Genomic DNA, 17,975 nt, shown 5'->3' with positions numbered 1-17,975 from the left:
TTACATCAGCAGGATCACGATGACCGAGCCCCACAAGGCCAACAGCACATTTCCCACAGCATAGCCGAGGCCGTAACCCAGCGTCGGAACCTGGCTCTGTGCGGCCTCCTGCACCGCGGCCAGACCGGGTGCCGACGTCCCTGCCCCGCAGCACGTGCCAGCCAGAACGCCTTCGTTTATGCCAAAGACCTTGCGGCCGACGAAAACCGCAGTCCCGTGGGCCAGCAACACGATGGCAACCGAGCCAAAGATCAGCGACGGCCCGCTTTCCATCACCCCTGTCACAAAGCTGGGTCCCGAGGTGATGCCCACGCAGGCCACGAACACGCACAACCCCAGCGAGTCGAAGATCCACAGCGTTGCCTCGGGCACAAAGCCAAACGTCCGATGGACCGAGCGCAGCCACCCCGCCACCAGTCCGCCCAGCAGCACCCCGACCGAGGTGCCCAAACCCAGTTCAATCGCGCCATATTTCAGCGCCGGGATGCCGATCAGCCCACCCAGCAGGATGAAAAAGGCCACAAAGACCATGTCGGTCTTGTTGGTCTCGCGATCCAGATAGCCCAGCCGCTTGGCGGCATCTTCTATATGGCCGCGGGTGCCCGATACGGTCAGAACATCGCCCTTGTGCAGGGTCACGCCACGAAAGACCGGCAGCCGCTCACCGCTGCGCATGATGCCGCGCAAATAGATTGTGCGTGCTTCGGGGCGCGCCGACAGTTCGGCCAGCGTTTGGTTGACCACCTCTTTATTGGTCACGACGATATCGTTGGTCTGAACCGGCAGGTCCAGAAGTTCGGGGTCTTCGACCTCTTCCCCCAGCATGGCCGTGTGGTCGATCAGATAGGACCGCACGCCTGCGATGGCAGCGATGTCGCCCTGTTGCAGCACCATATCGCGCGAGGTCGGCAGGATCTTGTTCCCGCGCCTCACCCGATCGAAAAAGGCGCGTACATGATCGGGAACGCGGGCCTCAAGCTCGGAAATTCTGTGACCCGCAAATTCGGGATTGATGCGATAGGCGCGGGCCTCGAAGTCGCGATGTTCCGACACCATCGGGGCGCCGTTGTTGTCTAGCTCGGCCTCATGTTCCGCGCAGGCCTCTTGCAGCGAACGGCCATAGAACCGGGGCGCCAGTTGAGTGTGGAAAAAGATCGTGGCGATCACGCCGACGAAATAGGCCACGGCGAAACCGGTGGCGATCTCACCATCGAAAATCTGCTGTGCGGCTTCGTCTGCCCCGGTTTTGGCAAAGGCATCAATAGCCACGCCCAGCGTTGCGCTTTCGGTCACACCTCCCGCCAAAAGGCCTGCTGCAATCCCCACCGACAGCCCCATCAGCGGGGCCAAAAGCGCAGCAACAACCAGCGCCACAACACACAGCAGCACGGTGACGGCAATCTGCGGCAAAGCGTGCAGATTCAGGGATCGAAAGAACTGCGGCCCGGTTCGGTAGCCGATGGAAAACAGGAACAGCAGAAAGAAAGCCTGTTTCAGGTCATCCGACACCACCACCCCGGTCTGGCCGACCAGCACACCAGCCAGCAAACAACCCGCCACCGATCCAACCGAAAATGAACCGATAGTGATTTTACCTAGCGCATAGCCAAGGGCGAGGCTGCAGAACAAGGCAAGGGCTGGATGATGACCAAAGATCGACCCGATCAGTTCCAAAGCAGCAGCCTCTCTGCAGTTCCGTCTCAGCCGTGCAGCGGCAACCCTTTCGAGGCACGATAGGCCTGCACATATCCTATGGCTACCGCTCGCACCGCCCGGCCGATCTGACGATAGGCGCTGTCATCCAGATTGGCGAAGGACACTCGCGCCGACCAGTTCGGGGCATCAAAACCCGACCCGTTCAACAGCACGATCCCGTGGTCCTGCGCCAGCTTGAAGGAAATATCCAACGGGTGGACATTCTCCTTGATCCACTCGACCACCTCTTCGCCGACGTATTTGCGCAGCCAGAATTCGAAATCGATGATGCCGTAATACCGGTCAAACAGCGGGTTGTCGGGGACTTCGATACCCATCCCATCGACCAATTCATCAAAGCGGTGCTTCAGGATGCCCCAGCAGAACTTCTGATAGGCCTTGTCCTCGTCCATCAACTCGACCAACGAAAATAGCGTCATCATCACCTGCTGCGGCAGCGACAGTCCTGCCGTGTGGTTCAGCGCCACGTCGCGGCTGTCGGCAACAATCCGGTCGATGAACTTAAACGAGTTCGGGTCCGGGGTCAGAGTCTCGTACCGCGCATTCACAACGGCTTTGGTCTCTGCCGGGGCCTCGGCGATCATCTTGTCAAAGATGTTGTTCTCGGCCACCAGAATAGCGCCCAGCCGCCAGCCGGTGCAGCCGAAATACTTGGAATAGGAATAGACCCCGATTGTATTCTCGGGCAGGTGCCCCATCACAGACTGAAAGTTCGGAATGAACGTGCCATAGACGTCGTCGGTCAGGATGATCAGGTCCGGACGGCGGGTTTTGACGAACTCGACCAGCCGGGCCATCACCTCGGGGCTGATTGCAACCGAGGACGGGTTGCCCGGATTGACCAGGAACAGCGCTTTGACCTTCGGATCGGCCAACTGTTCCAGATCGTCATCGGTGAGCTGGAAATGATTTTCCTCTTCCGAGGACACATCCACGACGTTCAGCCCGTAATCTTCGAGCACCGGTATTTCCAGGTATGGCGTGAAGATCGGCGTGCCCAGAGCGATGGTGTCACCCGAATTCAGCAGTCGCTGGTTCTTGAGCGCCTTGAAGATATAGCACATCGCGGCGGTGCCACCTTCGACCGCGTAGATGTCGAACTTTGCGTCAGGCCGATGCCCCGCACACATCGCCCACATCACGTATTCATGGACGATCGCCTCATTGTACTTCATGCACCGGTCCGGCATCGGATAATGGTCGCCAACGACGCCGTCGGTCAGTTCCAGCACGAAATCGTCAGGCGTGAAGCCGAATTTCTCAATCGCAAAGTCCACTACGGCGGCCAGAGTATCCGCGCCCGGAGGACCGTTCTTGGCAACTGAGTCCGCACAATACGCCTTGAGCCGATCATAGCAGCCCGGCCCTTGCGGCATCCCGGCCAACCCAACCTGCGGCTCATTGCGGTGACGCTGAGCTTCGGTCATTGCGAACTGACCCAGCAGGAAAAACGCTTCGCGGGCCTTGGTGGCGATCCAGTTGGGATTGCCTCGTCCTGCATTCAGATAGGGCAAGGCCATCTGGCGCGACTCTTTCTCGGCCAACTTGATGAGTTCGTCTTTGATCTGGAAAGGACTCAGATTTTCAAACTTATGCAGGTCCAGTGTTTCTGACATCGCATCAAACCCTTGCGTTAAATCAATCGGAGAAATTCAACCGGATGGTACGCAAGGGTTTGTGTTTGTGTAAACTGTGCAGTCAGACTCTGACGTGGGGGCAACCGCTGCCAATGCGTCAGTTGATCCGTGCCGACGCTGCCAGAGCGCCGGCCAGCGCGTGCTGAATCTCATCCGGGAAATCCCGGCCTTTTTCATGCAACCCGGCGGCAACCCAGCCCACGGTGTGCCCACGGCTACCGATATCATTGGCCCGTACCACCGTGGGCGACGTGCGCTCGACGCTGACCAGCGCCATCGAGCGTTCAATCTCGCGTTCGGTCAGAACCATCTTGACCGCGCTGAAGATGTCCACAGACACCTGTAGGGTTTGATGCTCCAGCCGATGCTCGGCATCCGTCAGTAGACGCGTGCAAAAGGCCGAAAGAAAATACCAGCGGAAGATGGAAAACACCCGATCCTGCAATTCGCTATGCACCGCAACACCACCGGTAGCCGCACCGGCGATACGTTCAAACGCGGCTTCGGCTGCTTTGGACGCCTGGCAGATCTGCCGCTCGCGCTTGGCAATAGAAATAATACGCGGCGCAAACTCCACTGCGGCTTGGTGGGATTCCAAATTCATATGCGTCCTCCAAAGTTAACTCCTGATGAGGACTTGGAAACTCTCAAAGAAATTCGGTTGCGATTTAACGCCATTATTTGCAGAAATCGTTCATTTGTTGGCTAAATAAAAATGACACAAAGCAAGTAATAACGCAAACATAACTCACCTCCGGCACTCAGCGCCTGTTTGTTTGCGTGGGTTTTCTGCTCAATCTGAATTGGGGCACGAACGGTAGGTTAGGCCACAACCTACATATATCTGACACGATCTTGTAATAGTTATGCCCATTTTGGCATCTATGAATGCTTAATCCTGCTGATCAGTTTACGAGTTTGAATTTAACGAGGGGGTACGAGCGGGACCAGGGGGTGAGCGCCTGACCAGCCGGGCTCGCCGACGGCCAGAGCAGCTCCCCCCGCCGCTGACACTCAGTCGATTTTGCTTTTCTGTGCATGTGGCGTGACGCCAAAGCTGGACCGATACACCCGCGAAAAATGCCCGGGGCTTTCAAACCCGCAGGCCATGGCAACCTCAGTCACCGACGCCTCGGTCTGAAGCAACAGCTTTTGGGCCCGCTCCAGGCGCAATTCCATAAAGTACTTCTTGGGAGACGAGTTCAGGTACTTGCCGAACAACCGTTCCAGCTGTCGGGTCGATATGCCCAGGTCCGCGGCGATTTGCGACGGCGACACCGGTGCCTCGATACCCTCCCGCATGATGTGGATCGCCTTGGCCAGATGGGCGTTCCGCATCCCGTTGCGCGACTGTAGCGACACCCGCTGTTTCGCTGTGGCGTTGCGTACCGCGTTATAGACCATCTGATCTGCGACTGCGATGGCCAGTTCTTCACCGTGGTCGCGTTCGATCAGGTGCAGCATCAGGTCGGCGGTCGCAGTACCACCCGAGGCCGTGATGTGCTTTTCGTCAGCGACAAAGACGCTGCGCACCAGATTCACTTCGGGGAACGCCTCCATGAACGCGTCATGGTATTCCCAGTGGATCGCCGCCTGCATCCCGTCCAGAAACCCGGCCTCGGCCAGCAGCCAGGCACCAGAGCACAACGCACCTATGGCGGTTCCCTTCGCACGTTCGCGCCGCAACGTTGCCAGCAACGAGCGCGTCGCATGGTTACGCATATTGATGCCAGAAAGCACGAACAGCTGATCGGTCTTCTGCAGCGCGTCCAAACCGCCATGCACCAGCGTGACCGACCCGTTGGAACAAACCGCCTGTTCGCCATGTTCGGAAAGGAAGCTCCACTCGTAAAGCTCCTCACCACTGACGAGATTCGCGATCCGTAATGGCTCGACCGCGCAGGAAAAGGCGAGGTGCGAAAAGTCCTCGACAAGAATGAAGGTGATGTGGCGCGGTTGGCGCATCGGGTGTTCCGTTCAGTTTTACGTAGTCAATAGTCTATGCTGCACGATTCTTTTCTATATACAATATGTATTTTCTTCGAATACTAGTGATGCATCGAAGCAACTCCGCGATTCGCGCCATACGTCCGGGGAGGGCGAATGAAAGACGACGCCAAATCCCGCAAAGCCAAGCTGGTCCAGTATTTGCGGGCCACGATCCTGCCTCCGCGCGTGCATCCTGACGCGGATCGGGCTGAGTCAATTGCGGGGGAGTTGGCGATTGATCATTGGAATCTGTCGCGCGACCAGATTGAGCTGTTTGTCACGCCCACGGGGCTTGACCTGCCGCTGGGATCGACGGCGCGCAAAACCCCTGCATGAGGAATTAGATGACACCCCTGTTCAACTTCGAAGGGATCTACACGCCGGTCGTGACCCCTTATCACGCCGATGGCAGCGTCAACCGGGACGCGTTGTCGGATGTGATTGAATACCTGATCGAAAACGGCGTGCATGGCCTGATCTCGGGCGGTTCGACCGGCGAGAACTATGCCCAGACCGTGGCGGAACGTCTGGAGCTGGCCAGGTTCACCCACGAGCGCCTGAAGGGCCGCCTGCCGCTGGTGGTGGGCACGGGGGCGATGATGACGCCGGATTCGATTGCGTTGGCCACCGGCGCGCGCGAGATCGGGGCGGATGCGATCCTGCTGGCCAGCCCGGCCTATTCGGTGCCGACCGACCGCGAGAACGCGCTGAACGCATTGGCCATCGACAAGGCGGCGGATCTGCCGGTGATGCTGTACAACTATCCGCACCGCACCGGCACCATGATGGGCCCGGAATTCCTGGACCGCGTGGGCCGCAGCCGCAACTTCTGCGGCATCAAGGAAAGCTCGGGCGACATCAACCGGGTGCACCTGCTGGCGCGCGACTATCCGCATATCCAGATGGGCTGCGGTATGGACGATCAGGCGCTGGAATTCTTTGCCTGGGGCGCCCCGTTCTGGGTCTGTGGCGGGTCGAACTTCCTGCCCGCGGAACATGTGGCGCTGTACAATGCCTGTGTGGTCGAAGGCAATTTCGACAAGGGCCGCCGCATCATGAGCGCGCTGCTGCCGTTGATGCATGTGCTGGAACAGGGCGGCAAGTTCATCCAGACCATCAAGCATGGCGTCACCATGAACGGGTTCGACGCAGGCGCCATGCGCGCGCCGCTGAAGGGTCTGAACAAGGATGACAAGCGCGCGCTGGAACAGGTCACGCGCGTATTGAAACGCAAAATCGCCGACATCGTGGCAGAAGGATAAGACACATGGATCTGCTGACACAGGACGAATACAAATCCATTGCCGCGGGTCTGGACCTGCCCACCGGCGCGTTCATCGACGGCACCTTCCGCCCGGCGATTTCCGGCAAGACCTTCACCAGCACCAACCCGGCCACCGGTGAAACTCTGGCCGAGATCGCCGCCTGCGGATCCGGGGATGTGGATTTTGCCGTCGAGAAGGCGCGCGAGGCGTTTGACGATGGCCGCTGGTCGAAACTGCACCCGTCCGAGCGCAAGGACGTGCTGATCCGGCTGTGCAAGCTGATGACCCGCAACGCGCGCGAATTGGCGGTGATGGAAAGCCTCGACAGCGGCAAGACGATCTACGACTGCGAGACCGTGGACGTGCCGGAAACCATCCACTGCCTGAAATGGCATGCCGAGGCGATCGACAAGATCTATGATCAGGTGGCGCCCGCCAGCGACGATCACATCGCCATGGTGGTGCGTGAGCCGATCGGCGTGGTCGGTCTGGTGCTGCCGTGGAACTTCCCTCTGCTGATGCTGGCGTGGAAGATCGGCCCGGCGCTGGCGGCGGGCTGTTCGCTGGTGATCAAACCGGCCAAGGAAACCACCCTGACCGCACTGCGCCTGGCCGAGCTGGCGATGGAGGCCGGTGTCCCTGCCGGTGTTCTCAACATCCTGCCCGGCGGCGGTGGTGACGTGGGCGAGCCCATCGGCCGTCACATGGATATCGACATGGTGTCCTTCACCGGCTCGACCGTGACCGGCAAGAGGTTCCTGACCTATTCGGCGGAATCGAATGCCAAGGAGGTTGTGCTGGAGATGGGTGGCAAGAACCCGGCCATCGTGATGGACGATGCCGAAAACCTGGACCGCGTGGCCCAGCATCTGGTCAACGGTGCGTTCTGGAACATGGGCGAGAACTGCTCGGCCAGCTCGCGCCTGATCGTGCACAAGGACGTCAAGGCCGAGTTGCTGGAGCGCATCGCGCATCACGCCAAACAGTGGAATATCGGCGACCCGCTGGACCCGGAAACCCGCATGGGCGCGCTGGTCAGCGAAAGCCACTACACCAAGGTCTGTTCCTATCTGGATCAGGCCGAGAACGTGGTGATCGGCGGCAAGGCCAAGGACGGCTTTGTCGAGGCCACGGTGGTCGAGGTCGCAGACAACAACGCCCTGCTGGCCCGCGAAGAGATCTTTGGCCCGGTGCTGTCGGTGATCGAGGTCTCGGGCTTTGACGAAGCCATTCAGGTTGGCAACGACACCGAATACGGCCTGTGCGCGTCGATCTTCACCGCCAATGCCAAACGCGCCATCCGCGGTGCCCGCGCCCTGCGGGCCGGCACCGTGACAGTCAACAGCTTTGGCGAGGGTGACATCTCGACCCCGTTTGGCGGGTTCAAGCAATCGGGCTTTGGCGGCCGCGACAACTCGGTCCATGCCCATGATCAGTACACCCAGCTGAAAACCATCTGGATCGACCTGGCCGATGACGCGGACGAGGCAGTCGATTGAGCAAATACTCTGCCAGATCCCTGCCGGTTCACCGCGGACCGGCAGCCTGGAGCGCCATCCTTGGCGCTCCTGCCGCCGCGCAAGAGCTGGCCGGTGACCTGACCGCCGACGTCACGATCGTCGGTGCCGGTTTTGCGGGCCTGGCGGCGGCGCAGCGGTTGCAGCAGTTGCAGCCCGACGCCAAGATCGTCGTGCTCGAAGCCGGGCGCGTGGCCGAGGGCGCGGCGGGGCGCAACTCGGGCTTCATGATCGATCTGCCGCATGACCTGGCCTCGGATGATTACTCGGGCGGCGGCGATGACCGCAAGATGATCGCGCTGAACCGGCAGGCGATTGCCTTTGCCCGCGCGGCGGTCGAGCAATATCAGATCGACCCGAACTTCTTTGACCCCGCAGGCAAGGTGAACGGTGCCGCCAGCGCGGCGGGCCATGCCCATAACGTCAGCTATGCCCAGCATCTGGAGACATTGGGCGAGGCCAGCGAGATGCTGGATTCTCAACAGATGCACGACCTGACCGGCTCGCGCCACTACCGGTCCGGGCTTTATACATCCGGAACGGTCATGCTGCAGCCGGCAGGCTATATACGCGGGCTGGCGGCCGGATTGGCCCGCGCCGGTGTGGCGCTGCATGAAAACTCGGCCGTCACCGGGTTCGAAAAGCAGGGCGGCGCGTGGCAGGTGAAAACCCGGCGCGGCACGGTCAGCACCGGCGCGGTGATCCTGACGGTCAACGGCCATCTCGAAAGCTTCGGCATCGAACGCAACCGCCTGATGCAGCTGTTCCTGTTCGCCGCGATGACGCCCGAGCTGGACGCCGACGCGTTGGCCAAACTGGGCGGGCAGCCGCGCTGGGGTGTGACCCCTTCCGATCCGATGGGCACCACGATGCGGCGCATCGATACCGGACAGGGCGGCAATCGCATCATCACCCGCACCTGCGCGGCGCTGCGCCCCGGCATGGCGGCCTCGGCGCGCGATCTGACGCGGGCATCGCGGGTCATGCAGCGCAAGTTCGAGCAGCGCTTTCCGCAACTGGCCGGGACAGAGATGCAGTACCATTGGGCCGGCCACCTGTGCCTGAGCCTCAACAGCGTCTCCGTCACGCGCGAGATCGAACCCGGCGTCTATTCCGGCTGCGTCCAGAACGGCCTGGGCACCGCACGCGGAACCCTCACCGGCATCGCCGCAGCCGAACGCGCCTGTGGCCACAGCTCGGACATCACCCGCCACTTCGACGCCGAAGACAAACCCAAACGCCTGCCCCCACAACCCCTCCGGGAAATCGCCGCAAACGCCATACTCAGATGGAAAGAATGGAAAGCACGAGAGGAATAACCCGGGCAGACCTGGCTGAACCAACTGCCCGCCATTGACGGTGTAGATCAGCCCGGTGGCGATATCTGTTCGCAGGTCACGACACCGTTTTTCGGAACGAAAAACGCCGCCCCAACGGGGCGGCGTCTGATTTGATCGTTGGTGCGTTCTTACTCGGCGGCCTGCGCCGCGACGCCGTGCTTGTCACGCAAGCTGTCGCGATAGAGCGCCTTGGCCAGAGCAACCATCATCAGCCCCATCACCATGGTAAAGGGCAGTGCGCCGATGATCATTGCATTGCGCAGCGCATCCATCGGGTTGTTTTCCCCCGCCGCCAGGATCAGCGCACCGATCACTGCCGTCAGGATCACGCCCCAGATGATGCGGTGCTTGATGCCGGTTTCCTGGTTGCCGCCGGACATGATGGTGTTCATCACCAGGATACCCGAGTCCGCAGACGTCACCAGGAAGGTCATGATCAGGATCACGCACATGACGTTCAGCATGGACAGCAGCCCACCGTCGATCATGTAGGACAGGGTCACGAACAGCTTGTTGGTGTTCGACGCCCCAATGATCGCACCTTCAGCAGCTCCCGCCAGTTCCAGATCGATCGCGGTACCACCCAGAATGGTCATCCATGCAAAGCACACCAGCGCCGGTGCGAACACGCAGCCCAGGATGAACTCGCGCACCGAACGGCCTTTCGAGATGCGCGCCAGGAACAGGCCCACAAACGGCGAGAACGCGATCCACCACGCCCAGTAGAAGGTGGTCCAGCCTGCCTGCCAGCCAAACTGACGGCCCTGCTCACCTGCGGCGTAGGCTGCGGCCAGAGTTGCTTCGTCCAACTCGGCCGCTGCGCCTTCAAGCCCGCTCTTGAAGCCGTCAAAGCTGCCCCATGCGTTGGTCGCGCCACCCACCAGGTCTGCCGCATGCGCCTGTGCCTCGGCGGGCAGAGCTGCCGCGAAGGCCTCGGTCGACAGCGGGCCATAGGCGTTGAAGCTGAGCGACAGGAAGTGCAGGATATAGTCGACCATCGCCGTGCCATAGGTCGTCATGGCAAAGACGAACGAGCCGAACACGACAAAGGTACCCAGCAGGATGATCGACAGCACCAGGTTCAGGTTCGACAGGTACTTAACGCCGCGGCCAACACCCGACACAGCCGAGATGATCGACAGCCCCATGATGACGATCAGTCCGGAAATCAGGCCCACTTTGCTGGGGGTCGGAACCTCGCCACCCAGATCCATGATCCACTCCATCCCGGTGATGGCATAAAGACCGTCGATAAACTGGCTGACGCCATAGCCGATGGTCACGGACACGCCAAGGATGGTCGCAACGACGCCCAGGACGTCGACCACGTGGCCCAAAAAGCCGTTCATCAGCCTGCCGAACAGCGGCGTCAGAGCCGCACGGATGGTCAGCGGCATGTTGCGGGTATAGGCGTAGTAGGCCAGCGACAGGCCGGTGACGACATAGATCGCCCAGGCGTGAAAACCGTAGTGCAGATAGGTGAAGCGATAGGCCGATTGCAACGCTTCGGGCGAGTTGCCCTCGACCGCGCCTGCCACAACCTCGGGATTCGACCCCCACAGGCCCAGCGGTTCAGCCGTGGCAAACACCATCAGACCGACGCCCAGGCCGGCACCAAACATCATCGAAAACCACGAGAAGTTCGAAAACTCGGGCTTTTCCCCGGGCACCCCCATGATCCGACGCCCGGTGGCAGGGATGATGGCGACAATGGCCAGAAAAAAGAAGAACAAACCTACGATGATGACGTAGAAGCTGTTGAACACTTCCAGCAGCTTGAAGTTCCAGCTGCCCAGCGTGCTGTTTGCGTTCGCCGGGGAAATCAGCGCCCACAGTACCAGCGCAACCATGATCCCCTTGCTGATAAGCGCGATAGGGGTGCTGTAATTTTCATAAAAACCGGCATCCGCCGTTTTTATCTCAAGATCCGTAAATGGTTCGGGTACCGACATATTTTCCTCCGTGTTGATGGTACGCTGGATTGAACTCACCTAATGGCGAGTCTCCAATCTTGACCTTTTTCTCGACCCGTCCCTTGAGGTACATCACCACTCCTCCGACGGGGCAGGTCCCTGAAAACTCCATCTGGGCAAAATGCCCAGACGACCGCCCAGACGCGGTATTTTTTGGCCTACCTGCCTATATCGGTGCCATTCAGCTGATTGCTTGGAACCGACATTATCTGTAGCTTTGCGACACATATCCCTAGACGGGATCAAAAAACACATTTTTGGCGCGATGAGCTCAGGGCTTTACCCAGAAAAAATCTAATGTTCGATTTAGCTTGCCTCATGCGTCGCTCGGCAGCCACCTGCAATTCATGAATTCCGAGCGCAGCCCAATCCCGCCGTGACCGATCACCCGCCTTTGGGCGCCGCGCAGCACCATCGCGCGGGGCCGCAATACAACGCTTTGGTCAGGACCTGGATCCGAGTATGAAAAGCGTAGGCCCGATCCGGGCTGGAAAACGACCACCCTGCCCCACCCCAAGGCGGAGACCGCTGAGATGAACACATTCCTGATTATCCTCGTGCTGATTGTTGCGTTTTTCATCGGCATGAACCTGTGGACCCGAAAGCTGACAGCCGATGGGCAAAAACGTGTCCCGCAGCTGGGCGATATCATCGCCGTAAATGGCGGCAACATTCACTATGTCGAACGGGGTGATCCCTCGCAGCAGACCCTTGTTATGATCCATGGGCTGACAGGGCAGCTGCAACACTTCACCTATGCTCTGACCGATTTGCTGGCCGACGACTATCACGTCATCGCGGTTGACCGACCCGGCTGTGGGTATTCGACCCGGGACACGGCTGATCTGGGGCGCCTGCCCGAACAGGGGCGGATGATACAGGAGTTTCTGGACGCCAAGGGCATCACTGACGCGATTCTGGTCGGCCATTCCCTGGGCGGTGCGGTGTCGCTGGCCATGGCGCTGGACTATCCCGAAAAGACCAAGGCGCTGGCGCTGCTGGCTCCTCTGACGCAAAAGCTGCCCTCTACGCCGCAGGTCTTCAAACCGCTGGAGATTCGCACCGAATGGCTGCGGAGCCTGATCGGCAATACACTGGCCGTACCGCTGGCTGCCAAAACTGCACCGCACACACTAGACGTTGTTTTTGCCCCTGAACCTGCCCCCGCCGATTTCCTCGATCGCGCTGGCGGTGCTCTGGGGCTGCGGCCCTCGGCCTTCATCACCGGGTCGCAGGATGTTGTGGGCCTTGAGACCAGCCTTGAGGCACAGATGGCACGGTACGGCGACCTGACCGTACCGGGCGGGATTCTGTACGGGGCGCAGGACGCGATCCTGCAACCTCGGGCACAGGGCGATCCGATGGCGCAGTTCGGTCTCAGCAACGAGCGGATCGACGGGACGGGTCACATGATCCTGATCACAGCACCTGAGACCTGCGCCGCATTCATCCGCCGGATTGCCGAAACCGCAAGCGCCGAGCCCAAGGCAGTTTGATCGGAGGAGAAAAGAATCCGGCTTTGACCATCTTTTCCCTCTTGACCCCCTCCGGCCCCTCCCTTAAATCGCCTCTCACTCATGGCGGAGTAGCTCAGTTGGTTAGAGCAGCGGAATCATAATCCGCGTGTCGGGGGTTCAAGTCCCTCCTCCGCTACCATCACCCCCCCACTTTAGTTTCTTGGCTTGAGACGAAGGCGATTACGCGACCCTTAACCTCCACGGGAATAGCGTCGTTTTCCACCGGGGACACAGTGATTTCAGAAACGAGGGACCTGATGATGTCCAGCGCTTTGGCATCTGGTTTTTCAGCAGGATTACCCATTGAGGCCACGAGACCCTGAATAGCGCGTATACATTGTTTCGGAGTTGCTGGATCAAAAGAGATCGCATCAGTGCTCGCATCCGATGAATGCAGTTATTCTTACGCCTTCCTCAATTGAGTCTTCGCTTCAACGAGCTTTGCTTCCCTATCCTTGCCGTTCAGGATGCCTCGTTCGAAAAGGTTGAGACGTCTTTCAAACAACGCCTCGGCTTCCTTTACAACTCCAACCAGGGTGCATCAGATGCGCCTCCAGTCGTTCAAGGATTTCCCCTTCAATTAAATCCAATCTGAACTTTCCGGTGTTTTCACAGGATCCACTTTCCTTGGCAGTTGAGCAGCGGATGCGAATGGCGGTGTTCGCGTCGCATCACAAAGCTGTTCTGTCGTGCGGCGAAGGCCCAGTGTCCGCCCTAAATTCCAAATGCAACGGCCAACTTTTAGCTGCCCTTCCAAATGGGTTTAAGGCTGCTGCAGTTCATACTCTTATTGGCTTAATCTGAGTGTACGTAGAATTCGGGAACGAGTACCTTTAGCCCGCCGCAATGCAACAGTACTGCTGATCGCATACAAATCTTTTGACGGCGGGCTACTGACGCGGCTTACCGCGCTAAGTGTCTTTAGGTCGCGACGTGGGAAACCTCTTTGTCAGGAGAGTATATGTCCAAGATGTTCCAATGTCCGGTCGTTGGTGTCGGGTTGTTGATCATTGGCACATCGAGCACGGTTGGCTTGCCACTGGCGATTGCCGCGTCCAATGCGGGCAACAGTTCGTCGGCAGCGCTGAGCCTGTGCCCTTCCGCGCCGTAGGCTCGCGCAATGTCGGCATAGCCTGGCCCGTTTGCGGGTGCGGCGGCTGATCCGGGGAACGTTGTTCCATAGGTCAGACCGTAATGCGCCTTTTGAAGGCCCGCGATGGTGCCGAAGGCGTTGTTGTTCATAACCAGCCAGATGATACCCAGATCAAGTTCGACGGCCGTTGCCAGCATTGACGGGTTCTGACCGAAACCACCATCGCCAACCAAACTGAGTACGACGCGATCAGGTGCTGCGAGCTTCGCGCCGATCGCGCCCGGGGGGCCAAAACCCATCGTCGCGAACCCGCCCGGGGTCAGTATTGAGCCGGGGGTCAGGATATCGAATTGCTGTCCGACACCGTTCTTGTTCCACCCAACGTCCGTGGTGATGATGGCATCCTCAGGCAGTGCCTTGCGGGTATCTGCCAGAATACGCTCGGGCATCATTGGAAAGGCTGACGAGGTCGCCATTTCCACGTTGCGGGCTTTGAATTCTGTCCGGAAATCCGTGATCTTTTGTTCTAGCGCGGGGTGTTTAAAACCGTTCGGATACATCTCGCGGGCAACCCGGTTGAGGGCACGCAACGCGGCCTTGGCGTCCGCAACGACGCCGATCTCGGTGGGATAGTTGCGGCCGATCTCTTGCGGTTCGATGTCGATGTGAATGACCTTGGAACCGGGAATGTTGAACGTGTAGCCAGGGTACCAGCTGGAGCAATCGGCCTCTTTGAACCGGGTTCCCACGGCAAAGATATAGTCCGCGTTCAGGCAGGATTGGTTTACCAACTCGGTGCCCCAAAACCCGGTCATTCCCAGCACAAGCGGATGGTCGTCCCGCAGGGCGCCTTTACCCATCAAGGAATGCGCGACAGGCAGTCCCATATGTTCAGCGAACTCGCGCAACTCCTCGCTGGCTTGCGCCAACAGGATACCGCCGCCGACATAAGCGACCGGATTTTCGGCCTGCGCCAACGCTTCGACAATCTCTCGCGCTGTCTCATCGTCAATCGACGGTTTCTTGAGCGCGCGGGTGTTGTCGCGGATACGGTCGAAGCTGTCCGAAGGGATCACCTCAGAGAAGATGTCCATGGGAACATTGACCAGCACGGGGCCGGGCTGACCACTTTCGGCGAGATGGAACGCCTTTTCCAAAATCTCGGCCATCAAGTCTGCCCGATCCACCCGCCAGGCGCGTTTGACGAAGGGGCGATAGATCTCCCACTGGGCAGCGTCCGCATGCAGGTTCACTTCCTGATGCGGATGTTTGCCGTAGTAGTGGGTCGGAATGTCGCCTGCGATCACGACCATGGGGATACAGTCCAGCGCCGCATTGGCGACCCCGGTGGCGCAATTGGTCAGCCCCGGGGAGAGATGGGACAGCACCACCGAGGCCTTGCCCGTCACGCGAGCATAGGCATCTGCCGCGTGGCTGGCGATTTGTTCGTGCCGCACGGTGACGAAATCGATGGGACTTTCCGCCAGCGCAGCCAGAACCGCGATATTGGTATGGCCGCATAGGCCGAACACGTGTTTGACCTCACGACGTTCGAGGAAATCAACGATATGTTCAGCAACGGTTTTGCCGTCCAGTTTCGCTCCGTCCATCACGCGACCTCCTGTCCGTAGAACTCACCGAACAGCTCCGGCTCCGAGGGGCGATCCTCAGGGATCGGACGGCTGACCCAGGTGTAGTTCATCATATGTTTCATGGTGACGTTTTCATTGGTGATGTTCCCGCCCCAGATGCCGCAACCGAGGCTGCTTGTCATGGGCATACCATTGGTCCATGCGCCTGCGTTGGCCTTCGATTGTGGCTGTCGCACCATCATACGGCTGACCGGGGCCAGACGCGCCAGTCGGTCTATATGATCGTCATTGTGGCTGTAGATCCCGCAGGAGTGACCTTTCCCGCCTGTGTCGTAAATCTGGCTGACCGTTTCCAGCGCATCATCGAAAGTGTCGAAGTGATAAAGCGCCATCAGCGTGGTCAGTTTTTCCTTAGAAAACTTATGCTGCGGTCCGATTTTCCCCTGATTTTCAACCATCAGGAACTTGCGATCTTCGGGGATCGAGAAACCGGCGACCTTGGCCGTTTGCTGCGGCGGACAGGCGATGGTCGGGAACGTACGGCTACCCTTCTCGTCCCACATAGCCGCCTCCAGCATGGCCTTCTCTTTATCTGAACACAGGTACCCGCCTTCGGCCTCAAGCGCTTTGACCATATCGTCGTAAACCGAGCGCTGAATAATAATGTTACCGTCGGCCGAACAACCTGACCCAAAGTCAGAGGTCTTTGAAATACGAGTGTTCTGAGCGGCGATGTCCAGGTCGGCGGTCTCATCAATGACTATCGATGAATTGCCCGCGCCGACGCCATACGCTGGGCGCCCTGAACTATAGGCCGCTTTGACCATCGGCTTACCGCCTGTCGCCAAAGTCAGGTCGCAGATCTCCATCAAATGTTGCGTCAATGGGATCGACGGTTTGCGAATGGATTGAAACAAATCCTCAGGGGCTCCGGCAGCACGGCAAGCTGCACGCATGACCTCGACCATTTCAAAGGTGGTATGGGCGGTTCGTGGGTGCGGACTGAAGATGACCGCATTTCGGGCGTTGGCGGCGGAAACACCAGTGACCGGAGGCGTCATCGCCGGGTTGGTCATCGGGATCAAGGACGCGATCACTCCGGCGGGCTTGGCATATTTTACCAGGCCCTTTTCCTCATCCACCTCGACGATACCGGTCGATGGTGTGCGCAGGACATCACGCAATACCATGTGAATCTTGAACCGTTTTGCTGGGCGTCCTGCACGATCTCCGATGCCGCTTTCATCCACACCCTGCTGGGCCAGACGCGTGAAGGTTTTCTCGTTCCCCGCATACCACGCAATGGCCTGAGACAGGCGGTCCAGCCTGTCCTGATCCCAGTCCTCGATCTCGGCCATAGCAGCGCGGGCGCGTGCCAGCATGTCGGCCGCCATGTTGCGGTCGTTTTCAGTGAGCTCTTTGCCCATGATGATCCTCTTGGTGTTTTGGAATTGCTGCATCGGGCATACGACGCTGTGACTGCGCCGCGCCGAATGTTCGCTTGGCGTGGCTGAGACAGCGACGCGCGTGTTCTTCGTATCCCAACTCGGCAACGCGGCTTTGGTTGGGCAGTTCGATGGAGTAGTCGACAGGGGGCATCCGTTCGATGATGCCGGTAAAGTCAATCCAGCCTTCGCCGGGGTACAGCCTAGCATCGCGGGCCAACTGGATCATGCCCTCGCGCGTATCGGCGATGCCGGGCAGGCAGTCAGAGATATGCAGAAAGTGAAACAGGTCCGAGGGGACGTGCAAAAGCTCTCCCAGATCTACGCGGCTGAGGTGCAGGTAGAGCGTGTCGACCAGAATACCGCCGTTGGGCTGATCGGCCGCGCGGACGATATCCAGCGCCTCGTCCAAAGTGCGCAAGCGGGAGAAGCTTGGGAACTCCAGGTCCACCGTTAATCCGTAGGGCGCTGCCAGTTCGCAAGTCTCAGAATAGACGTCGATCAGGAAGTCACGATCATCGCGGGTGTTGGTCCACGCGCTCATGATCATGCGCTTGGCGCCGAGTTCCCCACCGATCTCCAGAGAAGGCTCAAAGCTGCGAGGGTCGACGTCTTCAGTGATGCGCGCCAGCTCGACATCAAGGACTTTCAATCCGGTTGTGGAAAGCGCGGTTTTGGTGGCCTGCACCTGCGCCTTGTTGATCGGGGATTGAGTGAATTCACCGGGCACATGCATCGGAATAAATCGAGGACTGACAGCGTCGTAACCGGCCCGCGCGGCGATATAGACCAACTCGGGCGGCGTACAGCCAATCAGCGTCAGATGCGCCAAGGAATAGAGAGAGGGGCTTGCGCCAGCCTCTTCGGGTTTCACCATGAACGGCAGCTCCA

Annotated in this window: 13 protein-coding genes and 1 tRNA gene; 6 read left to right on the top strand and 8 right to left on the bottom strand. The window is 59.4% G+C overall.

All coding sequences use genetic code 11. The features are described 5' to 3' along the window. From aspT to GOX88_RS08290, 4 genes are all read right to left on the bottom strand, one after another. Positions 1 to 1,674, bottom strand: a complete 1,674-nt coding sequence (gene aspT, locus GOX88_RS08305; protein WP_170400711.1) for an aspartate-alanine antiporter — start codon at positions 1,672 to 1,674, stop codon at positions 1 to 3. Between the two features lie 26 nt (positions 1,675 to 1,700). After that, entirely contained in the window at positions 1,701 to 3,332 is a 1,632-nt protein-coding gene (locus GOX88_RS08300; protein ID WP_170400710.1) for a bifunctional aspartate transaminase/aspartate 4-decarboxylase, read from the bottom strand. Positions 3,333 to 3,450: 118 nt separating this feature from the next. After that, positions 3,451 to 3,957, bottom strand: a complete 507-nt coding sequence (locus GOX88_RS08295) for a hypothetical protein (protein ID WP_170400709.1) — start codon at positions 3,955 to 3,957, stop codon at positions 3,451 to 3,453. Positions 3,958 to 4,367: 410 nt separating this feature from the next. Further along, the gene (locus GOX88_RS08290) at positions 4,368 to 5,318 is read right to left on the bottom strand and encodes a GlxA family transcriptional regulator (protein ID WP_170400708.1); all 951 of its coding nucleotides are present in this window, start codon (positions 5,316 to 5,318) and stop codon (positions 4,368 to 4,370) included. A gap of 138 nt (positions 5,319 to 5,456) precedes the next feature. Here GOX88_RS08290 and GOX88_RS23415 point away from each other — a divergent pair, with 138 nt between their 5' ends. Genes GOX88_RS23415 through GOX88_RS08270 form a run of 4 tightly spaced genes read left to right on the top strand, consistent with a single transcriptional unit; the run spans position 5,457 to position 9,443 of the window. Continuing rightward, positions 5,457 to 5,678 carry a hypothetical protein gene (locus GOX88_RS23415; RefSeq protein ID WP_254436269.1) on the top strand — a complete coding sequence of 74 codons (222 nt, stop codon included), beginning with the start codon at positions 5,457 to 5,459 and terminating at the stop codon, positions 5,676 to 5,678. 8 nt (positions 5,679 to 5,686) lie between these two features. Then, positions 5,687 to 6,604, top strand: a complete 918-nt coding sequence (locus GOX88_RS08280; protein WP_170400707.1) for a dihydrodipicolinate synthase family protein — start codon at positions 5,687 to 5,689, stop codon at positions 6,602 to 6,604. A 5-nt stretch (positions 6,605 to 6,609) separates the two neighbouring features. Then, positions 6,610 to 8,106: an aldehyde dehydrogenase gene (locus GOX88_RS08275; protein ID WP_170400706.1), complete on the top strand. Its 1,497-nt coding sequence runs from the start codon at positions 6,610 to 6,612 to the stop codon at positions 8,104 to 8,106. Next, positions 8,103 to 9,443 (top strand): NAD(P)/FAD-dependent oxidoreductase, encoded by a 1,341-nt coding sequence (locus GOX88_RS08270; RefSeq protein WP_170400705.1) that lies wholly within the window; start codon positions 8,103 to 8,105, stop codon positions 9,441 to 9,443. Before GOX88_RS08275 ends, GOX88_RS08270 begins: the two co-directional genes overlap by 4 nt. 149 nt (positions 9,444 to 9,592) lie before the next feature. Here GOX88_RS08270 and GOX88_RS08265 read toward each other — a convergent pair whose 3' ends face one another. Next, entirely contained in the window at positions 9,593 to 11,416 is a 1,824-nt protein-coding gene (locus tag GOX88_RS08265) for a BCCT family transporter (RefSeq protein ID WP_170400704.1), read from the bottom strand. A gap of 554 nt (positions 11,417 to 11,970) precedes the next feature. Between GOX88_RS08265 and GOX88_RS08260 the strand changes: the two genes are divergently transcribed. Next, entirely contained in the window at positions 11,971 to 12,933 is a 963-nt protein-coding gene (locus tag GOX88_RS08260) for an alpha/beta fold hydrolase (RefSeq protein ID WP_170400703.1), read from the top strand. Between the two features lie 83 nt (positions 12,934 to 13,016). Then, positions 13,017 to 13,093, top strand: a tRNA-Met gene (locus GOX88_RS08255). A 782-nt stretch (positions 13,094 to 13,875) separates the two neighbouring features. On the opposite strand, the gene GOX88_RS08250 is transcribed toward GOX88_RS08255, so the two are convergent. The 3 genes from GOX88_RS08250 to GOX88_RS08240 are packed head-to-tail and all read right to left on the bottom strand — an operon-like array spanning position 13,876 to position 17,961. Beyond that, positions 13,876 to 15,657, bottom strand: a complete 1,782-nt coding sequence (locus tag GOX88_RS08250) for a thiamine pyrophosphate-binding protein (RefSeq protein WP_170400702.1) — start codon at positions 15,655 to 15,657, stop codon at positions 13,876 to 13,878. Beyond that, positions 15,657 to 17,066, bottom strand: coding sequence for an aldehyde dehydrogenase family protein (locus GOX88_RS08245; protein ID WP_170400701.1), 1,410 nt, complete (start codon positions 17,064 to 17,066; stop codon positions 15,657 to 15,659). Before GOX88_RS08245 ends, GOX88_RS08250 begins: the two co-directional genes overlap by 1 nt. Then, positions 17,047 to 17,961: a sugar phosphate isomerase/epimerase family protein gene (locus GOX88_RS08240; RefSeq protein WP_170400700.1), complete on the bottom strand. Its 915-nt coding sequence runs from the start codon at positions 17,959 to 17,961 to the stop codon at positions 17,047 to 17,049. Before GOX88_RS08240 ends, GOX88_RS08245 begins: the two co-directional genes overlap by 20 nt. Positions 17,962 to 17,975 lie beyond the last annotated feature (14 nt).

The organism is Ruegeria arenilitoris (assembly GCF_013030985.1).
In the GTDB taxonomy this organism is placed as follows: domain Bacteria; phylum Pseudomonadota; class Alphaproteobacteria; order Rhodobacterales; family Rhodobacteraceae; genus Ruegeria; species Ruegeria arenilitoris_B.
The sequence above is the reverse complement of the archived record's forward strand: the minus strand, read 5'-3'. Positions and strand labels throughout refer to the sequence as shown.